General features: G+C 51.4%; 20 protein-coding genes, 2 pseudogenes and 1 riboswitch. Of the genes and pseudogenes, 18 read left to right on the top strand and 4 right to left on the bottom strand.

Features of this window, described 5'->3' with window-relative positions; translation table 11 throughout:
• Positions 1–162: 162 nt before the first annotated feature.
• The 8 genes and pseudogenes from rfbA to D5E69_RS18370 all read left to right on the top strand — a co-directional run bounded on the left by rfbA (position 163) and on the right by D5E69_RS18370 (position 6,635).
• A complete protein-coding gene (gene rfbA, locus D5E69_RS18405) occupies positions 163–1,029 on the top strand; it encodes a glucose-1-phosphate thymidylyltransferase RfbA (RefSeq protein WP_048013363.1) in 867 nt (288 codons plus the stop codon).
• Positions 1,026–1,568, top strand: coding sequence for a dTDP-4-dehydrorhamnose 3,5-epimerase (rfbC, locus tag D5E69_RS18400; RefSeq protein WP_159130019.1), 543 nt, complete (start codon positions 1,026–1,028; stop codon positions 1,566–1,568). The genes rfbA and rfbC overlap by 4 nt, the downstream gene beginning before the upstream one ends.
• Positions 1,561–2,547 carry a dTDP-glucose 4,6-dehydratase gene (gene rfbB, locus D5E69_RS18395; protein ID WP_249931514.1) on the top strand — a complete coding sequence of 329 codons (987 nt, stop codon included), beginning with the start codon at positions 1,561–1,563 and terminating at the stop codon, positions 2,545–2,547. The genes rfbC and rfbB overlap by 8 nt, the downstream gene beginning before the upstream one ends.
• Before the next feature lie 5 nt (positions 2,548–2,552).
• Positions 2,553–3,374, top strand: coding sequence for a dTDP-4-dehydrorhamnose reductase (gene rfbD, locus D5E69_RS18390; protein ID WP_249931622.1), 822 nt, complete (start codon positions 2,553–2,555; stop codon positions 3,372–3,374).
• A gap of 68 nt (positions 3,375–3,442) precedes the next feature.
• A pseudogene (locus D5E69_RS18385) lies at positions 3,443–4,108 on the top strand (class I SAM-dependent methyltransferase); the annotation flags it as partial.
• Entirely contained in the window at positions 4,091–5,686 is a 1,596-nt protein-coding gene (locus D5E69_RS18380) for a glycosyltransferase (RefSeq protein WP_347566743.1), read from the top strand. The pseudogene D5E69_RS18385 and the gene D5E69_RS18380, both read left to right, overlap by 18 nt.
• A gap of 245 nt (positions 5,687–5,931) precedes the next feature.
• Positions 5,932–6,126, top strand: a complete 195-nt coding sequence (locus D5E69_RS18375; protein ID WP_048007162.1) for a hypothetical protein — start codon at positions 5,932–5,934, stop codon at positions 6,124–6,126.
• On the top strand, positions 6,123–6,635 hold the full coding sequence (locus D5E69_RS18370) for a hypothetical protein (protein WP_156183291.1): 513 nt from the start codon (positions 6,123–6,125) through the stop codon (positions 6,633–6,635). The genes D5E69_RS18375 and D5E69_RS18370 overlap by 4 nt, the downstream gene beginning before the upstream one ends.
• 37 nt (positions 6,636–6,672) lie before the next feature.
• On the opposite strand, the gene D5E69_RS18365 is transcribed toward D5E69_RS18370, so the two are convergent.
• Together D5E69_RS18365 and D5E69_RS18360 are read right to left on the bottom strand one after the other, a co-directional pair.
• Positions 6,673–8,190: an ABC transporter permease/substrate-binding protein gene (locus D5E69_RS18365; RefSeq protein ID WP_048013359.1), complete on the bottom strand. Its 1,518-nt coding sequence runs from the start codon at positions 8,188–8,190 to the stop codon at positions 6,673–6,675.
• On the bottom strand, positions 8,187–9,140 hold the full coding sequence (locus tag D5E69_RS18360; protein ID WP_159130016.1) for an ABC transporter ATP-binding protein: 954 nt from the start codon (positions 9,138–9,140) through the stop codon (positions 8,187–8,189). Before D5E69_RS18360 ends, D5E69_RS18365 begins: the two co-directional genes overlap by 4 nt.
• A 730-nt stretch (positions 9,141–9,870) precedes the next feature.
• Here D5E69_RS18360 and D5E69_RS18355 point away from each other — a divergent pair.
• From D5E69_RS18355 to wrbA, 3 genes are read left to right on the top strand one after another with little or no spacing between them, the layout of a single operon-like run.
• Complete coding sequence (locus D5E69_RS18355) at positions 9,871–10,809, top strand: ring-cleaving dioxygenase (RefSeq protein ID WP_159130015.1); 939 nt, start codon at positions 9,871–9,873, stop codon at positions 10,807–10,809.
• Between the two features lie 16 nt (positions 10,810–10,825).
• Entirely contained in the window at positions 10,826–11,419 is a 594-nt protein-coding gene (locus tag D5E69_RS18350; protein ID WP_159130385.1) for a flavin reductase family protein, read from the top strand.
• Between the two features lie 33 nt (positions 11,420–11,452).
• Positions 11,453–12,115: an NAD(P)H:quinone oxidoreductase gene (gene wrbA, locus D5E69_RS18345; protein ID WP_048007156.1), complete on the top strand. Its 663-nt coding sequence runs from the start codon at positions 11,453–11,455 to the stop codon at positions 12,113–12,115.
• A gap of 39 nt (positions 12,116–12,154) precedes the next feature.
• Here wrbA and D5E69_RS18340 read toward each other — a convergent pair whose 3' ends face one another.
• Positions 12,155–12,520 (bottom strand): Na-translocating system protein MpsC family protein, encoded by a 366-nt coding sequence (locus D5E69_RS18340; protein WP_159130014.1) that lies wholly within the window; start codon positions 12,518–12,520, stop codon positions 12,155–12,157.
• Positions 12,521–12,753: 233 nt separating this feature from the next.
• Positions 12,754–12,890, top strand: a riboswitch (cyclic di-AMP (ydaO/yuaA leader).
• 383 nt (positions 12,891–13,273) lie between these two features.
• Between D5E69_RS18340 and kdpF the strand changes: the two genes are divergently transcribed.
• From kdpF to D5E69_RS18305, 7 genes are all read left to right on the top strand, one after another.
• Complete coding sequence (gene kdpF / locus D5E69_RS24080; RefSeq protein WP_082139404.1) at positions 13,274–13,348, top strand: K(+)-transporting ATPase subunit F; 75 nt, start codon at positions 13,274–13,276, stop codon at positions 13,346–13,348.
• 49 nt (positions 13,349–13,397) lie between these two features.
• Positions 13,398–15,032 carry a potassium-transporting ATPase subunit KdpA gene (gene kdpA, locus D5E69_RS18330; RefSeq protein ID WP_048013465.1) on the top strand — a complete coding sequence of 545 codons (1,635 nt, stop codon included), beginning with the start codon at positions 13,398–13,400 and terminating at the stop codon, positions 15,030–15,032.
• A gap of 16 nt (positions 15,033–15,048) precedes the next feature.
• The gene (gene kdpB / locus D5E69_RS18325; RefSeq protein WP_159130013.1) at positions 15,049–17,133 is read left to right on the top strand and encodes a potassium-transporting ATPase subunit KdpB; all 2,085 of its coding nucleotides are present in this window, start codon (positions 15,049–15,051) and stop codon (positions 17,131–17,133) included.
• 24 nt (positions 17,134–17,157) lie between these two features.
• On the top strand, positions 17,158–17,727 hold the full coding sequence (gene kdpC, locus D5E69_RS18320; protein ID WP_159130012.1) for a potassium-transporting ATPase subunit KdpC: 570 nt from the start codon (positions 17,158–17,160) through the stop codon (positions 17,725–17,727).
• Between the two features lie 22 nt (positions 17,728–17,749).
• Positions 17,750–18,868 (top strand): KdpD-like non-kinase potassium sensor, encoded by a 1,119-nt coding sequence (gene kdpDN / locus D5E69_RS18315; RefSeq protein WP_159130011.1) that lies wholly within the window; start codon positions 17,750–17,752, stop codon positions 18,866–18,868.
• Positions 18,869–18,954: 86 nt separating this feature from the next.
• Positions 18,955–19,146 (top strand): hypothetical protein, encoded by a 192-nt coding sequence (locus tag D5E69_RS18310; protein ID WP_156183292.1) that lies wholly within the window; start codon positions 18,955–18,957, stop codon positions 19,144–19,146.
• A gap of 239 nt (positions 19,147–19,385) precedes the next feature.
• Entirely contained in the window at positions 19,386–20,033 is a 648-nt protein-coding gene (locus D5E69_RS18305; RefSeq protein WP_152915683.1) for a prolyl hydroxylase family protein, read from the top strand.
• 44 nt (positions 20,034–20,077) lie between these two features.
• On the opposite strand, the pseudogene D5E69_RS18300 reads toward D5E69_RS18305, so the two are convergent.
• Positions 20,078–20,520: pseudogene (locus D5E69_RS18300) on the bottom strand (GNAT family N-acetyltransferase).
• Between the last annotated feature and the right edge of the window lie 43 nt (positions 20,521–20,563).

The following is a 20,563-nucleotide window of genomic DNA, read 5'->3' as shown; positions in this document are numbered from 1 at the left end:
TCCTTTTTACATTATTTGATTAAGCGTGATTCTTAAATATTCGACAGTAATAGATATTTTCCTTTTTTTGGTTTTATCACATGTGTGCTCAGCGGACCTTCTTTTTGTGCCTTGCATACGATAACACAGCAGAAATATCTTCTTATGTTGGGAGCGTTCCATATGAAAGGCATCATATTAGCAGGGGGGCGCGGTACGCGCTTGTATCCATTGACGAAATCAATCTCGAAACATCTCCTTCCCCTTTACGATAAGCCGATGATTTACTACCCCATCTGTACGTTGATGGAAGCAGGAATCCGTGAAATCTTGATCATTTCGACGGAGCAGGATCTCGGTCGATACGGGCAGCTTCTCGGTGATGGGAGTACGCTCGGGATCTCAATCCAGTATGCACTGCAACCGAAACCGGAGGGCATCGCTCAGGCTTTTATCATAGGGGAAGCCTTCATAGGAGAAGAGCGTACGGCGTTAATTCTTGGAGACAATGTGTTTTATGGGCCGGGGTTTCAGGATCCCGTGTGGCACGGGGATGATGCTCTTGTCTTTGGTGCTTATGTAGTAGATCCGGAGCGTTTCGGGGTGGTGGGCTTTTCAAGCGAAGGGCAAGTGGAGTCAATCGAGGAAAAGCCGGCCTGCCCGAAGTCCAACTATGCTGTCGCAGGGTTATATGTGTACGACAGCGATGTCGTGGCAGTTGCCAAAAGCCTGCGGCCATCCGTGCGTGGAGAGCTTGAGATTACGGATATCAACCGTATCTACCTGCAATCGGGGAAACTTTCGGTCCGTCTCCTCGGGGAACATGATGCCTGGATGGATGCAGGTACCCATGAGTCCCTATTCAAGGCATCGCAGTTTATCAAGACGATGGAAGAGACGAAAAACGTCAAAATCGGATGTATGGAAGAAGTAGCCTTCCGAAAGGGGTGGATTACTTCAGAAGAGCTGATGAAGCTCGGTCATCAGTTCCATAATAATCCATATGGACAGTATCTCAAGAGGGTGGCAGCAAGGGGGAGTAAAAGATGAAGGTCATAGAGACAAATCTCCATGGCGTGGTGGTGCTGGAACCACAAGTACTCGGGGATCATCGGGGATATTTTTTCGAAAGCTACAACGAACGGAGGGCAGGCATCCACGGATTGATGGCCAGGTTCGTCCAGGATAACGAATCGTTTTCAGAGAAGGCGGGCGTGCTGAGGGGCCTGCACTATCAGATCGGGGAACATGCCCAGACGAAGCTGGTGAGGGTGGCTTCGGGATCGATCTTTGATGTGGCGGTGGACATACGGAAGGGATCGAGTACGTTCGGACGTTGGTTCGGGACGGTCCTCAGTGCACAGAATAAACGGCAGCTCTATATTCCAAAGGGCATGGCCCATGGCTTTTGCACGTTGGAGGAAGGGACGACCGTCCTTTATAAGGCGGACTCCTATTACCACGCCGCGTCCGACCGGGGAATCCGCTGGGATGACCCCCATCTTGCCATCGACTGGCCGGTGGATGTGCCGATTCTTTCTGGAAAAGATGAAAGCCTGCCAGGTTGGGAGGATGCCGATTTTGAATGAGTATAGCATCCTTGTAACGGGGGGAGCGGGATTCATCGGTCATCACTTCATCCATCATAGATTGAGAGGGACGGAGGACAGGATCGTGAATCTTGATGCGCTCACCTATGCAGGAGACCTTGAGTCGTTGAAAGAGCTGGAGAATAGCCCACGCTACACATTCGTGGAGGGGGATATCAACAATGGGGAGCTCGTCGATGATCTGATCAGGCAGTTCAACATCAATTTGATCGTCCATTTTGCGGCCGAGTCCCATGTGGACCGGAGCATTGCCTCGGCGTCATCCTTCATCCATACAAATGTAGCCGGCACCCAGGTGCTTCTGGACGTGGCAAGGGAGCACGGCGTACGCTTCATTCATATTTCCACCGATGAAGTATACGGAAGCCTTGGGGAAACAGGAAGCTTCACAGAAGAATCCCCGTTAGCACCACGAAGCCCGTATGCTGCGAGCAAGGCGGCGTCCGATTGCCTCGTCCTCGCCTGTCACCATACATTCGGCCTGCCCGTCAATGTTACGCGCTGTACAAACAATTACGGACCGCGGCAGTTCCCGGAGAAGTTCATCCCGAAGATGATCATCCAGGCACTGAGAGGGCATTCTCTTTCACTCTATGGAACAGGACAGAACGTCAGGGATTGGATCCACGTGCACGACCATTGTACGGCCATCGACGCTGTAATTGAAAAAGGGATTGCAGGGGAAGTCTACAACATCGGTTCTTCCAATGAGCGGAAAAACCTCGAAATCGCGAGGTTCATCCTGGAGGAGCTCGAATTGGATGAAAACCGGATCACCTATGTTGATGACCGCCCCGGACATGATTACCGCTACGCACTCGATTCGGATAAGATCAGGAATGAATTGGGCTGGGCCCCCCGATATGAATTTGAGCCGGCTTTGAAAAAGGCGATCCGATGGTACAAGGAGCATCGCCCATGGTGGGAATATGTGTTGAAAAGGGGCGTGGGACTGTGACCATTATGATCACGGGTGGATCAGGCCAGCTCGGCAGTGAAATCATCCGGCAGCTGAGGGATGCGGGCAGGCCATTCCTGGCACCGCACAGGGCCGAACTCGATGTGACGGATGTGGATCAGACCAAGGGCTTCATTTACCGGTCCTCCCCCGACATCATCATCCACTGTGCGGCCTTCACGGATGTGGAGCTGGCGGAAGAAGAGGAAGCACGGGCTTTCCTTGTGAATGAAGAGGGAACCAGTTATATAGCGGAAGCAGCAAGTGCAGTCGGAGCTGTGTTGGTTTATATCAGCACGGACTATGTCTTCGATGGGAAGAAGAAGGCCCCGTATGAAGAGGGGGATCATCCGGCTCCCCTCAATGCCTATGGAAGGTCGAAGCTTGCCGGGGAAGAGGCGGTGAGGAAGGCGGCTCCCCGGCACTATATTGTGCGGACGTCCTGGGTGTTCGGGGGAGGGGGGCCGAATTTCATCAAGAAGATCTTGACTTTATCGGAAACGAACGACACCCTGAAGGTCGTGGACGACGTCCTTGGCAGTCCGACGTATACCGTGGATCTCGCCGGGGCCATTATCCGGCTGGTTGAAACTCATCGATTCGGCACATTCCATCTTGCTAATGCCGGGGCATGCTCGTGGAGGGAGCTGGCTGATGAATCCATCCGGCTTTCAGGTAAAAAGACAATCATCCTACCCTGCCCTTCAAAGGAATACCCAAGCAAGGCAGCCAGACCCCGATACTCCGTGCTCGCGAACCAAAAAGCGCCACCCCTTCCCCCGTGGAAAGATGCGGTCAAACGCTACCTCGATTCCATTCGGGTTTAAGATATAATGAACGTTTTTTCACATACCTTGTAAGGAGGTATGTGTTTTTTTGTGAGAGGAGGAGGGAGATGAAAGGCTGGGATTATCGCCATGCGACATTTGCCGTTGACGAAGCGGAGGAACTGCCTGCAGGTGCCATCCGATATGGCCCATGGTCAGGTCATCGCAGGTTTGCTTATGACCTTGTACGCTACCTTGCTCCTGAATGCATCGTTGAGCTGGGTACTCAATATGGAACGTCATTTTTCAGCTTTTGCCAGGCAGTGAAGGATGGGGGACTGTCATCCACATGTCACGCAGTGGATACGTGGGAAGGTGATCCCCACGCAGGCTATTATGGTGACGATGTATATGAAGGCGTCAAAGCTGTGACGGAAAGGGAGTTCCCCGGGATCGGCAAGCTGCTGAGGAAAACCTTCGATGAAGCACTGAAGGAGTTCGAAGACGGATCCATCGACCTTCTTCATATTGACGGATACCACACATATGAAGCCGTCAGCCATGATTACACCACGTGGTTGCCGAAGCTGTCGGAGAACGGGGTCGTCCTGTTCCATGACACGTATGTGAGGGGAAGGGACTTTGGAGTATATAAATTCTGGGCGGAACGACAAGGGGATCCTCACATCGATTTCACCCACAGCAACGGGCTGGGTGTCCTGTTTCCCAAAGGGACCAATGCCCAGCAAGAGCATATGCTCATCCGGAAAGGAGAAATGGAAGAGGTCTACAGGGGGACGGATCGGATTGGACGCCTGAGGCGGAACAACGAGGAGGGGGGAGCGGAGTCCTCCATGTTCACGGCCTATCTCTATATCTCTGATTCTTATACGGATCACTATCTTCACATCATCTTCAATCGCCTGATGGAAAAGGGAATTGATATCGTTCTGTGTGATGCCGATGCGTCACAGCCGGAGATCGATCCAAAACATCCACGTGTGTATGTATCCATAGGGGATGATTGGAAGGAATTCAAAGGGTTGAACGGCCTGCCCCTTGAGGAGCGCAGGCGATGGATCCATGTCAAGTCGGGAGAGGAAATTGAGGCGGATCACCTCTTTCACTGCTGGTTGAAGCGGACGGATCCCCTGCCTGAAGGTGAGGAGATTTCCATTCCTTCCACCATCAGCGACCGGCCCCTCGTGTCAGTCTTCACGGCAGCCTACCGGTCGGGAAACAAAATCAGGCGGCCCTATGAATCTCTCTTGAAGCAGACCTATACGAACTGGGAATGGGTCATCGTGGATGACTCCGGTGACGAAGATGAGACGTACCAAACGGATCTGATGGGGCTGGATGATTCAAGAGTCAGGCGCTACCGACCAGACGGATCGTCCGGCTATATCGGAGCGGTGAAACGGTATGCGGCAAGTCTATGCACCGGGGAAATCCTGGTGGAGGTTGATCATGATGACGAGCTCACGGAGGATTGTCTGGAGAAAATCGTGTCGGCCTTCCAGGAGAATCCCGACTGCGGTTTTGCCTATGGAGATTGTACGGAGGTCCATGCCGATAATCTCCACGCCCATTGGTACGGCTGGGACAGCGGCTACGGCTATAACCTGTACTACCGGGTGTGGATCCACAAGATGAAGCGCTGGCAGAATGTGAATAAGCACACGGCCCTTAATGGAACGACCATCAGGCATCTCGTCGGCCTTCCGAACCACCCCCGTGCATGGAGGCGGGACTGCTACCATCTCATCGGAGGACACAGGGAGGAACTGCTCGTGGCAGATGACTATGACCTTCTCGTCCGGACGTTCCTGTCAACCCGTGTCGTGGCCATCCCGGACCTTCTCTATATCCAATACCGGAACACAGGTGGGAGCAATACGACGTTTACAAGGAACAAGCAGATTCAGCTTCTTGTGCAGCAGCTTTACAACTATTATGGGAACCGGATCGGGGAGAGGCTCGAGTCCCTTGAACTGCCCCGTAAGATTCCCTATGACCGGATCTGGAAGCGGAAAACGGATGATGCCGGTGTGAAGACGGCTCATCTCATCCATGAGAGGGAGGATCGTCGCTCATTGTTATTCCCCATCCCTCATGAAGAAGAAGAGTATGATCACACTCTTCTTCTTGAAGCACTCAGGGAAGGCCTGGAAACCGGATTCTCAGATCATGAGATCGTCATCGCCGGAAGGATACCGCATCTTGTGGAAACCTACGCGGCCAATGCGCCGATGGGGGCAATCAGGTGGTGGCCGATGGAAGTGGAAGATGATTGGGAAACCTGTCTACGGTACGCTACCTACATGGCTTCGTGTAAGGAAAAGGTGGTTGTGGGGAGGAGCCTGACATAAGGGGAAGGGGTAGTATGATGGTTTGTAAGAGGATGGATGGGCCCCAAGATGGTTCTTACACTTTTGGTGTCATATGAGCCATGTATTTCAATGAAAGAGTGGTGCAGGTGAGACATGCGTGAGGGTATGTCTCACTGTCCCGCTGGGAATATAAATTGGCCTCTGTGTAAACATGAATCCGAAGGGATGTACATATACGGTTTAAATGGTATAATGTAGAAAAATATTCCAGAGGGGGTGTTGACATGGGCGGAGGAGATAGTGTATTCATGGTGTCATTGTTGATCTTGTGTGCAGGACTGGTGTTTGTCACAGCCGTCGCGGTGAGGTTGGTCAACAATGGAAAACAGAAGACGGATTTAAAAGAGGAACGACTTGCGGCGGTTGAAGATAAACTAGATAAGATATTGATCGCCATGAAGGAAAAAAGTCCTGAATGAGCCGTTGTGTAAAGAGATTCCAACGCATTTTTAGACCCGGTGTACAACTCACCTTGCTGGTAGCGTTCATTTCTGCTCTTTCCGCGTGTTCCAGTCCATCTGAAAAGCTCTTGGAGCAGTTCACGGAATACCGGGTGGAACATGGCTTGGATCTGTATCGCCAGACCGTACCCCAGGACGGGGAAAGCTCCCTGGTCGCCGTCTATGAGACTGTTGATGACCTGTTTGGGATCATGGAATTCGACGGCAAAGAGAATAACTATCAGGAAGTTGAAAAAAAGCAGAAGGTGACGACCGCTGTCCTGACAGGGGACGGTAAAACCACTCTCGCCATCCTTCACCCCGATCAGAAAATGGGGAACGTGAAAGTGAATGCGGACGGTCAATCGGAAGAATTCGCTCTTGATAGCCAAGAGCCCATTACGGTGCATACGCTGAAGGATTCCTATGATGATGTGAAGATAGAAGTTTTTGATGAGCAAGGAAATCTGATTGAGCAAGACGAATAAAACCGGACGCGCCAACATGGGCGGACCGGTTTTTGGTTTATTGAATAAGCTTATTCTCCTTTAAATACTCTTCGGCCACTTCTCTTGCCGAGCGGTCCTCGACGGAAACCTGATAGTTCATTTCCCTCATCTCGTCATCCGTGATCTTGCCGGACAATTTGTTGAGGATGTCCTCAAGCTCTGGATATTCTTCAAGGAGCTCCTCTTTCATGATCGGGGCACCTTGATACGGAGGGAAGAGTCCCTTATCATCTTCGAGTACTTTCAGATTGTATTTCTCGATTTCAGGATCAGTGGAGTAGGCGTCGGCCAGATTGATCTTGCCTGAATCAATCGCTGTGTACCGCAGTTCGGGCTGCATGACCTTTACGGATGGGAACTCGATGCCGTAACGATTCTGGATGCCAGGGTAGCCGTCGTCCCGCTCAGGGAATTCCGGTGTGAATCCGGCCTTGATGCTGCCCTGGATGGCCTTCAGATCGGAAATGGTCTTCAGGTCGTACTGCTGTGCCAGCTCCTCGGGAACGGCAAGGGCATAGGTATTGTTGTACTTCATCGGCTCAAGTAACGCAAAGCCGAGTTTATCCTTTGCACCTTCTTTCGCCTGCGTATAGACCTCTTTCTCATCGGTGCTCTCAGGTGATTCCTTCAGGAGATCGGCAATGACAGTCCCTGTGAATTCAGGGTAGATGTCGATATCCCCCGACCTCAGTGCATTGAACATGAAGGTGGTCGGCCCCATATTCGGCTTCACCTCAACTGTGATGTTGGTTTCATCTTCAATCAGGAGTTTATACATATTCATGAGGATCTCCGGCTCAGGTCCAAGCTTCCCGCCGATGACAAGATCGGCTTCCTTTGGTTTTAAGAAGGCGGAACCTCCGATGATCAAGAAGGCGATGACGATGACAGATGCAACCGATATCAGGGATTTCTTGAATGGTAGCCTTCCAATGATCCGCAATAGGAAATCGAAGAAAAGCGCTAGCAGGGCAGCGGGGATGGCACCGAGAAGGATCAGGTCGGTATCGTTCCGGCTGATCCCGACGGTGATGAGATCCCCGAGCCCACCGGCTCCAATCAAGGCGGCGATCGTCGTCGTGCCGATGATGAGGACCATCGACGTCCGGATCCCGGCCATGATGACAGGCATGGCAAGTGGCAGCTCGACTTTGATCAGGCGCCTCCAGCTGTTCATCCCGAGTCCCTTTGCCGCTTCTGTCAAGGCGGGATCCACTTCATTGATACCCGTATACACATTCCTCAGAATCGGGAGGAGCGCATAGGCGACAAGGGCGATAATGGAAGGGACGGTTCCGATACCCACTAGAGGAATCAAGAGTCCGAGGAGGGCCAGCGACGGAATCGTCTGGAATACGGCCGTGATGCCGATGATCGCCTCCGCCACCTTCTGTTTCCTGGTCAGATAAATGCCCAGCGGAATGGATATGATGAGTGCGAAGAACAGGGCAATGAAGGAGATTTCGATATGCTGTAAGAGATCGTTAAGCAATTCGCCTTTCCGGTTATTGAACGTTTCCATCAATCCATTCATCCTGTTTCACCTGCTTTCACTCCTGCAAGATGCCGGATGATGGTTTCCCTTGAAACGTATCCGACGGGGGTCCCGTCTTTTTTCACGATTGCGATCTCTTCCTGTGCAAGGGCTGAAAGGGTTTCGTCAATCGTGCTGTCGATCGGGATAGATGCCCGGTCCACATCCATCGGTTCTTCAATCGGTGAGAGGAGATCGGCCAGGTTGAAGTCATTCTCAAGGGAATGTCCTTTCCCTCCGATGAAATCCCGGACAAATTCATTGGCAGGATGATGGATCAACTCTTCGGGTGTCCCTACCTGGGCGACTTCGCCGTCCTTCATGAGGCAGATGCGATCTCCGAGCTTCAGGGCCTCCTGCATATCATGGGTGACAAACACGATGGTTTTCTTGATCTCCTTCTGGAGGGACAGAATATCATCCTGGAGCTTTTCCCTCGTGATGGGGTCGAGGGCGCTGAACGGTTCATCCATCAGGATGAATTCCGGGTCTGCCGCAAGGGCGCGCGCGACTCCGATCCGCTGCTGCTGACCACCCGATAATTCACCGGGCTTACGGTCTTTATAGTCAGCGGGTTTAAGACCCACCATCCGTAAAAGCTCATCCACACGCTTGCTTGTCTTTTCTTTCGGCCACTTCTTCATCTCAGGGACGATGGTGATATTCTCCTCGATGGTCATATGTGGGAACAGTCCGATATTCTGTAGCACATACCCGATGTTCCATCTCAGCTCGTGCACATTGTATGTACTGACTTTCTCATCATTGATATAAATCGTCCCATCAGATAACTCAATGAGCCGGTTGATCATTTTGAGCGTCGTTGTCTTTCCGCATCCACTCGGACCGATCAGCACGAAGATTTCCCCATTTGGAATCGTGAAACTGACTGAGTCCACGGCCTTCTTATTTCCGTCAAATACTTTTGAAACATTCTCAAATCGGATCATTTCTTACCTCCTTCTTATACCGTAAGTAACGTACTCCTTAAAATGGAGCCTACCTAATAAGATTCCTTTTATTCATACAAGATAAACGCTTTTTCCAAGTAAATAAGGAGCAAACATTCAAGAAAATATCTCGAATTAAAAGTTTTTTCTCCCAAACCATTGACATCGAAAGAGCATCCATCATATAATTATCTCGAATTAAAGATATTTTAATTCAAAGCAAAAGAAGGAATACAGAAGCAAATATTGAAAATAGTATAAATACCACGAAGACCGTTCCTTTCCGCTGCAGGCACTTGCTTTCCACGGGGAGGAAGTCGAGCCTCCTCATTCTTGCGGGGTCTCGAACATCCCTCTATTCCCGTAGGAGTCAAGTACCTTCCGCTCCAATGCACTCTGGGTATCATCTCAGTTGCGAAAGAGTGGAAGGAATGAGCAGGATCATTTCAGAAAAGAAATCAGAAATCGTTTTTGAATGAGTTACACCCATCAAGGTCTGTTAGGAACACTCACTTTAAATCATCGAAAAGTGAGTGGTAGCGGAGGGGTGCCGACTCCTGCGGAAAAGGAGGGAAGGTTGAGACCCTGCAGGCGATAGCCGAAGCGGCTCAACTCCCTCCCCGCGGAAAGCGGCACCCCGCAGCGAACACGAACGGACTCGAATCTATCCACCATGAACACAAAAAGAATCATCCATATAAACCATTCCGAACCAAAGGGGAGATCCACCATGCAAAAACGAACAGCTGGAATCCACCACATCACCGCCATCGTCGGCCATCCACAGGAAAACATCGACTTCTATGCAGGCGTCCTCGGACTCCGCCTCGTCAAACAAACCGTCAACTTCGACGACCCGGGTACCTATCATCTTTACTTCGGAGACGAAGGCGGAAGTCCAGGAACCATCATCACCTTCTTCCCATGGGCAGGAGCACGCCAAGGAGCGATCGGCGATGGGCAAGTGGGTGTCACCACCTATGCCGTACCAGCAGGAAGCCTGGCATTTTGGGAAGAGCGCCTGAAGACGTTCAACATTGAGGCAAAAGAATCACAGCGTTTCGGCGAAACGTATCTGACGTTCGATGATCCACACGGCCTTCATCTGGAAATCGTGGAGCGAGAAGGCGGGGAGAACAACGGCTGGTCGTTCGGAGGGGTATCTTCCGACGTCGCCATCAAAGGGTTCGGTGGAGCCATCCTTCTATCTGCACGCCCTGAAAAAACGGCTGAATTGCTGGAGCAGGTGATGGGTCTTGAGAAGGTAGGCGAGGAAGGAGACTATATCCGCTTCCGATCTACGGCTGACATCGGAAACCTCATCGATGTGAAGAAAACCTCCGTCGGCCGGGGACGCTCTGGAGTGGGGACGGTCCACCATATCGCATGGCGGGCGGAAGATGACCAAGACCAGCTCCAATGGCAGCGCCTTGTCGGCGAAAGCGGCTATGGCGTCACTGAAGTGAAGGACCGAAACTACTTCAACGCGATCTACTTCCGTGAGCATGGAGAAATCCTCTTTGAGATCGCGACGGACCCACCAGGGTTTGCGCATGATGAAACGGTGGAAACAATGGGAGAGAAGCTCATGCTGCCGGAGCAGTATGAGGGACATCGGGATAGGATCGAGCAGGCCCTGATCCCGATCGAAGTGAAAGAGCTAGACTAATCGGGGAGTGATTTCATTGATTTCCATTGATCCATCGCAGCTATCGGCCAAGGATAACTACAAGTTCCTCATCGGAAGCATCATCCCGAGGCCGATTGCATTCGTGACATCCCAGTCGCCGTCGGGAACGGTGAACGGAGCACCATTTTCCTTCTTCAATGTCGTTTCGGCGGACCCGCCGATGGTTTCCATTGCCGTCCAACGCAAAGCGGGTGAACAGAAGGATACATCAAGGAATATCGCACAAACAAAGGAATTTGTCGTCCACATCGTGGATGAAGGCAACGTAAGCAAGATCAATGAAACGGCCGCCAGCTTGAAGCCGGATGAGAGTGAAGTGGAGCTTGCCGGATTAACCCCGATCCAGAGTGAGGTGGTGGGGGTACCGGGTGTAGAGGAAGCGAAAGTACGGATGGAATGCGTGCTGGAGCAGATCGTCACTGCCGGGGGAGCCGATCTTGTCATCGGTCGGATCGTGAAGTTCCATATCCGTGAGGACCTGTATGAAAACGGCCGTATCGATAAGGAGAAGCTCCAGGCCGTCAGCCGTCTGGCGGGGAATGACTATGCCAAGGTCGGTGAGACCTTCACAATCAAACGGCCGGACTGAAGGAAGCACATCTAGAGTCAGAGGAGAATGAACATGGGATTTTTCAGTAAACTATTCGGAACACAACAAAAGGAGGAAACAACGATGGAAAACGTAAAAGTAGCAGTGATTTATTATAGTTCAACAGGTACCAACTACAAGATGGCCCAATGGGCAGAAGAAGGGGCAAAGGAAGCCGGCGCAGAAGTGAAAGTACTGAAGGTGCCTGAAACAGCGCCACAAGGTGCCATTGAATCCAATCCAGCTTGGAAAGCACATGTGGAGGCAACGAAAGATGTTCCGGAAGTGACGCTTGCCGATCTTGAATGGGCCGACGCCATCATCTTCAGCATCCCGACCCGCTTCGGAAACGTGCCTGGACAGGTGAAACAGTTCATCGATACAACAGGCGGACTTTGGTTCAACGGCAAGCTTGCCAACAAAGTGGTCAGTGCTATGACTTCAGCCCAGAATCCACACGGAGGCCAGGAGCAAACCATCCTGTCTCTATACACGACGATGCACCACTGGGGAGCGATCGTGGCATCACCTGGATACACAGATCCTGTTCTCTTTACAACAGGAGGAAACCCATACGGAACGAGTGTGACCGTCGACCAGGAAGGCAATATGGTCGAAAACGTGGAGCCTGCCGTGAAGCATCAGGCAAAACGTACCGTCACCGTCGCTGGCTGGGTCAAGCAAGGTAACCAATAACGCAGAATCAGCCGCAGGGATGGGTCCCTGCGGCTTTTTTTATTGAATCAGTTCCTTCTCGAGATTCCGGTCAAGGACGAACACTTCGATCCTTTCACCGGACCTGGTGCTGATATCGCTATGACTGGTAAGGACGTGGCAGTTCGTCAGCTTTTCCACGACGGCTTCGAATTTTTCCCCGTACATCTCCCGGAGGATCTGCCTCATCTGCTTCACGAGCTTCCGTCCATTATCATGTTCCACCAGATGCTTTTCTTCTACGGTGAGGACGCCCTTGAACCGCGCGATCACCATATCTTCGACGATGTAGGTCCTCGTTTCCTGTGGTCCCCTCCCGATCAATTCCCTTTGGAGCTTGATGAAGGCTTCGCTCAGCTCGGCCTCTAATCGTTTTTTCGTTGCCATAAGATCCTCCTGAATTCCGCGTACGTCTTTTCAACGACAATCGTACGTCCATAAGGTAGGGGATGTCAATCCTATTTTTTTTGTTTTGAAATAATAGAAATAATGAGATTGATTGAGTAATGGAGAGTAAATTGAAGTTATTTATAATATTTTGATTGAATATGACTGTTTTATCGGGTTTTTCCTCGTTTACAACGGAATGAACTCGGAGTAATATCAATTTCATAAACAACAGCATCAACCGGCCTAATCTCGAATGAGAGCGGAGGAACCATTTTTTTGGGGTTAATTCTACTGTGTAGAAGGGATGAGAAAACTCTTTCGCCATCCTACCCGTCAGCTAACTTCGTCGGCTAAAGCGAAGGAGGTCCACAAGACCGCCTTAATCAGGGGGCATCTCTTGTTGCAGACATCTGTGACGTGAGGGGCAGCCTGTGTATGTAGGTCTTTTTATTATGCCTATACGAAAAAGAATACGTGGAAGACAGAATGCAAAGAAGGCATGAAGCCTGCTGGGCATTAAGTAGACCAATGTGTGCTTTTTCTCCAATTCTATGAAGATCATGTTCATGATTTTCACATGGGGAAGAAGTGTGCGTTGGTCTATTTTTTTCGGTCTGGGCCAAAAAGTAAAGGAGGAATCAAGATGGGGGATGTGTGGATGATGGTCATCACGGGCGTACTTACCTTGGCGATGGCAGGACTATTGAAATGGTCCGGGTCCATTGTGGAACCGGGAAAGGATGAAGAGAAATGATGATGTTGGCGATCGCTCTGATCCTGGTGTTCTATCTGTGTTATGTGTTGCTAAATCCAGAGAAATTTTGATATGGGGTGAAGGAAAGTGGTTTCCACGATTGGTTCAGTTGTACTTATCATGTTCATTGTCATTCTATTGGCAAAGCCTGTAGGGCTCTATCTAGCACAGGCATTCAATACGGAGCGGACGCGCCTTGACCGGGTATTCCTCCCGGCAGAGAACATCCTCTTCCGGCTCGGCGGTGTCCGGGCGATCAATCAGACTTGGAAGAGGTATGCTGCTTCCCTGCTTCTGACGAACGTATTCATGATCGCGCTCGTGTACCTGGTTTTCAGACTTCAGGGGGTACTTCCCCTGAATCCGGCAGGGATCAAAGGGATGGATGCGTCCCTTGCTTTCAATACGGCCATCAGCTTCATGACGAATACCAATCTTCAACACTACAGCGGTGAAACCGGTTTGTCGTATCTCGCCCAGATGGCGGGCGTTCTCTTCATGATGTTCGCTGCACCTGCAACCGCGTTGAGCGGGGTGATGGCCTTTATCCGGTTGTTAGCCGGAAAGGGGGCGGGGAATTTCTTCGTTGATTTCATCCGTTCCATCACCAGGGTGCTATTGCCCCTAGCGTTCATCACCGGCTTGATCTTCGTGGCCCTTGGGGTACCACAGACGCTTTCACCATCTGTTACCGTGCAGACCGTGGATGGTGGGAGTCAGGAGATTGCACGGGGTCCCGTAGGCTCATTCTTATCGATCAAGGAGCTCGGGAACAACGGTGGTGGATTCTTTGGAGTCAACTCGGCTCATCCTTTTGAGAATCCGGGGTCGTTCAGCAATATGCTCCAGATCCTTTTGATGTTCCTTCTGCCTACGGCGATTCCCTTCGCGTATGGAAGGATGATCGGGAATGAGAAGCAAGGACGCCTCTTATTCGTCTCGATGATGATGATGTTCGTTGTCATGCTCTCCCTGTCAATGGTGGCGGAATCGCATGGAAACCCGGCATTGAATGCTCTCGGAATCAATGGGGCGAGCATGGAAGGGAAGGAAGTCCGGTTTGGTCCCGGGGAGTCGATCCTGTATGCCATGGTGACGACGGCTTCGGAAACGGGTGCGGTCAATACCATGCATGATACGCTTACGCCTTTGAGCGGGATGCTGGCTCTGTCCAATATGCTCCTCAATGCCGTATTCGGTGGTGTGGGTGCCGGGTTCCTCAATGTCATCATGTATGTCCTGATCGCCGTTTTCCTATCGGGATTGATGATAGGCAGGACTCCGGAGTTTCTTGGTAAGAAGATCGAAGCCCGCGAGATGAAGCTCATAGCCGTCACCATGCTGATCCAACCGCTCCTCATACTTGGTGCATCGGCCATCGCCCTTTATGTCCATGCAGGGACGGATGCCATCTCCAATCAAGGGTTCCACGGACTGACGCAAGTCATGTATGAATTCACGTCGTCTGCAGCCAACAATGGATCAGGGTTTGAAGGCCTGGGGGATGCCACGCCATTTTGGAACATTTCCACGGGGATCGTCATGTTCATCGGGCGGTACTTCGGAGTCATTACCATGCTCGCTGTCGCTGCATCCCTGGCCAAGAAGCGGCTTGTTCCGGAAAGCATCGGAACCTTCCGTACAGATTCTCCCCTATTCGGCACCATCTTCGTGGGGACGATCATGATCGTGGGAGCGCTGACGTTCTTCCCGGTCCTCGTGCTGGGACCTGTTGCAGAATATTTAACACTATAAGCTGGAGGGATAAGAAATGGGAAACCATTTGTTGAAGGATCAGGAGGAGGACATCATCTCACCGGTAAGAGAGGTGCCGTCGCCTTCTGTTGATAAGAATAGCAAGGACTCATCGTTACTATGGAACGCACTGAAAGAATCAATCATGAAGCTGGACCCTAGAAGGATGGTCAAGAATCCCATCATGTTCGTAGTGGAAATTGGGTTCTTCATTTCCTTCATCCAGGTGTTTTTACCACAAAGCCCAGGAGGGACGGGAACATGGTTCTCTCTCTCGGTCGCACTCATCCTGCTTTTTACGGTTTTGTTCGCCAACTTTGCCGAGGCGTTGGCCGAAGGGAGGGGGAAGGCCCAGGCCGGGGCATTGAAGAAGTCCAAGCAGGAGATGATCGCTAACGTCAGGATGAAGGACGGATCGATCCGCCACATGCCTTCTGACAAACTGAAAGTCGACGATATTGTCATTGTATCCCAAGGGGAATGGATACCTGGGGACGGAGAAGTGATCAAAGGCATCGCATCGGTGGATGAATCCGCCATTACCGGGGAGTCAGCTCCCGTGATGAAGGAAGCAGGCGGGGACTTCAACTCCGTAACGGGAGGAACGAGGGTCGTCAGTGATAGCATCACCATCCGGATTACGAGCAACCCGGGAGAATCCTTCCTGGACCGGATGATTTCCCTTGTAGAAGGGGCCGAGCGTCAAAAGACACCAAATGAAATTGCCTTGAATACCGTCCTGACCAGTTTGACATTGATCTTCCTGTTCGTGGTGATGACCCTCCCGTTCTTCACGAACTACCTTGGGTTCCAGATAGATACCGCAGTCCTCATTGCCCTGCTCGTATGCCTGATCCCGACGACGATCGGCGGGCTGTTATCGGCCATCGGAATCGCCGGGATGGACCGGGTCACACAGTTCAATGTGCTGGCCATGTCCGGAAAGGCGGTGGAAGCAGCCGGGGATATCAACACCATCATCCTTGATAAAACAGGGACGATCACATTCGGGAACCGGATGGCAAGTGATATCATTCCGACTGGGGAAGGGGAAGAAGAGCTTCCTTACTGGGCAGGAATGAGTTCCCTGAAAGATGAGACGCCAGAGGGACGGTCGGTGCTGGAGCTCTTGAAGGGAAGAGGAGTCGTCATCCCCGAGGTCACAGGTGGTACATTCATCGACTTCAAGGCTGAGACGAGGATGAGCGGGTTGGATCTTCCTGACGGCCGTAGGGTAAGAAAAGGAGCCGTCGATGCGGTGAAGGCCTGGGTGAAATCCCAAGGTGGATCCATCCCAGCCGATTTGGAGGCGAAATCGACAGCCATAGCCGGGGAAGGGGGGACTCCCCTTGCCGTTGCCATGGATGATCGGATTTACGGACTGATCTATTTGAAAGATACCGTGAAGCCTGGTATGAAGGAGCGATTCGAGCAGCTGAGGAAGATGGGGATCAAGACTGTGATGTGTACGGGGGATAACCCGCTGACGGCGGCAACGATCGCCAGGGAAGCGGGAGTGGATGAGTTCATTGCCGAGTGTAAACCGGAAGATAAGATCGAGGTGATCCGGTTTGAACAGTCACAGGGCAAGTTGGTCGCCATGACCGGGGACGGGACGAATGATGCGCCTGCCCTCGCCCAGGCCGATGTCGGACTCGCCATGAACAGCGGGACCACGGCGGCGAAAGAAGCGGCCAATATGGTGGATCTGGACTCTGACCCGACGAAGATCATCGAAGTGGTTTCCATCGGCAAACAGCTGCTCATGACAAGGGGAGCCTTGACGACCTTCAGCATCGCCAATGATGTGGCCAAATATTTTGCCATCATACCGGCCATGTTCATGACGGCCATCCCGGAGATGGAAGCACTGAATATCATGAAGCTATCGTCTCCCGTCACAGCCATCCTGTCAGCCCTGATCTTCAATGCCATCATCATTCCCCTTCTCGTGCCCTTGGCCATGAAAGGGGTGGCGTATAAGCCGGTGCGCTCGGATATCCTTTTAAGACGGAATCTGCTGATCTATGGAATCGGTGGGATGCTGGCCCCATTTGCCGGAATAAAAGTAATCGACTTGATGATGTCCCTCGTAATCTAATCTATTCGGAAGAAGGCGTGAAAAATGGTAGAACAACGATTGGCTGGCCCGATCATACGGGTCAGCATCATGACGATGATCCTTGGGGGGCTTCTCTATCCCCTTGCTACGACGGGGATTTCTAAACTCTTGATGCCTGAAAGGGCGAATGGAAGCCTGATTTATGAAAACGGCCACCCGGTGGGCTCTGCGCTCATCGGCCAAAACGTTCAAGATCCCGCATTGTTTCATGGCCGGGTATCGGCTATTGAATATGATGCAGCCGCATCGGGCTCCAACAACTATGCTCCTTCCAATCCGGAACTGATCAAGCGGGTAGAGGGGACCCTGCAAGAATGGAAAAAGGAAAATCCAGGCGTGCCGCTCAATCAGGTCCCGATGGATCTTATGACCGATTCCGGATCGGGCCTTGACCCCCATATCAGTCCGGAAGCGGCCCTGGCCCAGGTTGATCGTATCGCGGAAGCTACATCCATATCCAAAAGCAGGCTTAAAGAGCTGATAGATGATCACACAGAAGGAAAAGAGTGGGGGTTCCTGGGAGAGAGGAGGGTGAACGTGCTCTTGTTGAACCTGGCACTGAAAAAGGAATGACCATCCTGATGGAGGGAAGCGTATGAATCCATATTTCAGGAAGAAGAGACCGGAGGAATTCCTTGAGGAGATCCACCGCTCCACCCTGGGAAGATTGAAGCTTTATGTGGGAGCCGCACCCGGTGTGGGGAAGACGTTCAAGATGCTCCAGGATGCTGCCCAGTGGAGGCATGACGGAAGGGATGTAGTCATCGGCCTTATCGAAACCCATGGCCGCAAGGAAACGGCTGACGTCATCGGGGGCCTGGAGCAGGTACCGCTTAAGCAAGTACATTATAAAGGGAAAGTGTTCCACGAACTGGACGTCACCCGGATCAAGGAGCGTAAGCCGGAAATCGTCCTCATCGATGAGTTGGCTCATTCGAACGTCCCGGGTGCGAGGCATGTGAAACGGTATCAGGATGTGGAAGAAATCCTTCAGGCAGGGATCGATGTATGGTCCGCCATGAACATTCAGCATCTTGAAAGTGTGAACGACATCGTTCAGAGAATCACAGGCATCACGGTCCGGGAGAGGGTGCCGGACACCTTCATTCAGCAGGCGGCGGAAATCCAGCTCATCGATATCACGCCTGAGACGCTCAGGAAGCGCATGAAGGAAGGCAGGATCTATCCCCCGCAGAAAATCGAACAAAGCCTGTCGAACTTCTTTACTTCTTCTAATCTATCAGCACTGAGAGAACTGTCTCTTCGAGAGCTTGCAGATGATGTAGACGGAAGGATGAAAGGGGGGAGCGCTCCGACCGGCGTCCATGAACGGATCCTGGTCTGCGTTCACTATGGTCCGACAGCAGAAAAACTCATCAGAAGGGGCTGGAGAATGGCGGATCGTTTAAAGGCAGAATTGGTCATCCTCACAGTCGTTGAAGCCAGTACCCTCTCGCCACAACAGAAAAAGAAAATCGAGGAGTGGCATACCCTTGCCAATCAATTCGGAGCCATCATGATCGTGGAAGATGGAGGGAAACGACACGCAGCGACCGTCATTATAGATGTAGCCTTCCGACACAACGTCACCCAGATCCTGCTAGGCCAATCCGCACGGTCGCGTTGGGAGGAAATCCGCAAAGGGTCCATCATCAATCGCATCATGAGGGAGTCCTCCAACATGGATATTCACATCGTGGCAGATGGAAGATAATGTTTCCGAGGCGGTACCATTATGTTACAATGGGATAAATATCCATAATTAAGGGGATGGTTGTGATCGAATCAACTAAGTGGAGAATGGATAAGAAATGGGGATTGGTCCTTTCCATGGGTATCTTCTTTTTCATGGGAAATGCCTTTTTCCACAGTTATACGGTCCATAAGGAAATAGATGCCTTCGCCGATGCTTGTTACAGCAGCGACAAATTACCGAGTATTGAAAAAGAAGGCGGATGGTTTGGCGAGTGGAGTGGTGAGTGTAAAGAATGAGCATGGGTCCCCCATGCTTTTTTAAATCGAAATGTTACAACTTCATGAGCAATTCCGAAAACCGACATTATATTTAAAAGAAAACCATAGTCATAATCTTTCGATAGAAGTAAAATAAAGTTAATCTCTACCCTCTTGTACAGAGGGAATCGAGGCCTGCTTTCAACTTGGGATTGAAAGCGCTTTTAAGTAAAGCGGCGTGCCGTCTTTGTGAAATTTGAATAGGGAGAACGATGATCATGCACACAAAGGAAATAGGGGTTAAAGAACAGACGATCTTCCCTCATGTAGGGAATAAGATCGTAACAGAAGACAGAGAGATTTCCATTATTGCCAGAGTAGAAGAGCCGCTTGTCGTCATCCTCGGGAACGTCCTGAGCCATGAAGAATGCGATGAACTCATCAACGTATCGAAGGACCGGATGGACAGGTCCAAGATCGGGAAGGTCCGTGAAGTGGATCAAATCCGCACGAGCAGCAGTACGTTCCTTGAAGAAGGGGAGAATGAAGTGGTCTCACGGGTGTCAAGACGCGTGTCCCAGATCATGAACATCCCTGAAAGCCACGGAGAAGGATTACAGATCCTCAATTATCAAATCGGCCAGGAATACAAGGCCCACTTTGACTTTTTCTCTTCATCAAGACCGGTGAAGAACCCTCGGATCAGTACCCTTGTGATGTATTTGAACGATGTGGAACAAGGGGGAGAAACGTATTTTCCTAAACTGAACCTTTCCGTGTCTCCGCAAAAAGGGATGGCGGTCTACTTCGAGTACTTCTATGATAACCAGGAGCTCAATGACATGACCCTTCACGGTGGGGGCCCCGTCATCATCGGTGACAAATGGGCCGCTACCCAGTGGATGAGAAGGCAGCGGATCGATTGATCGTATAGAAGAATAAAAGGCTGTGCACCCATGGGTGCGCAGCCTTATTCGTGCTCCAGCTTGCCGAATAGAAGTGAATCCCGCCATCCGTCATTCATCTTAAGATGATCCCTTATTCTGCCCTCACGTGTCATTCCGCATTTCTCCAACACCCTCAAGGAGCCGGCATTGGTCGGATCACAGGTTGCTTGAATTCGGTGCAGACCATGTTCGTGGAAGCCGATGTTCAATAGCTTCTTGGCCAGGAGGGTCGCAATCCCTTTCCCCCAGTGCTCGGGTGGAGGATGTAGCCGATTTCCCCAGTAAGGTTGGAGCGGTCACAAATGGTAAGCTCCCCGCATCCGATCAGCTCACCTTCCAGAATGACGGCAAAGGTAAAACGCGTCCGGTCTTTCTTCGCTGCATCCCGCAGAACCTCATCCACATACTGCCGGGTCTCTTCCTCGCTGTTCGGTCCCCAAGGCTGATGCCGACTGACGATTTCCATGGAAGCGTACCGGTGCACCGCCTGCCAGTCTGTTTCCCGAAGT

The organism is Rossellomorea marisflavi, from assembly GCF_009806575.1.
GTDB lineage: Bacteria > Bacillota > Bacilli > Bacillales > Bacillaceae_B > Rossellomorea > Rossellomorea marisflavi_A.
This window is presented reverse-complemented; position numbering and strand designations above follow the sequence as displayed.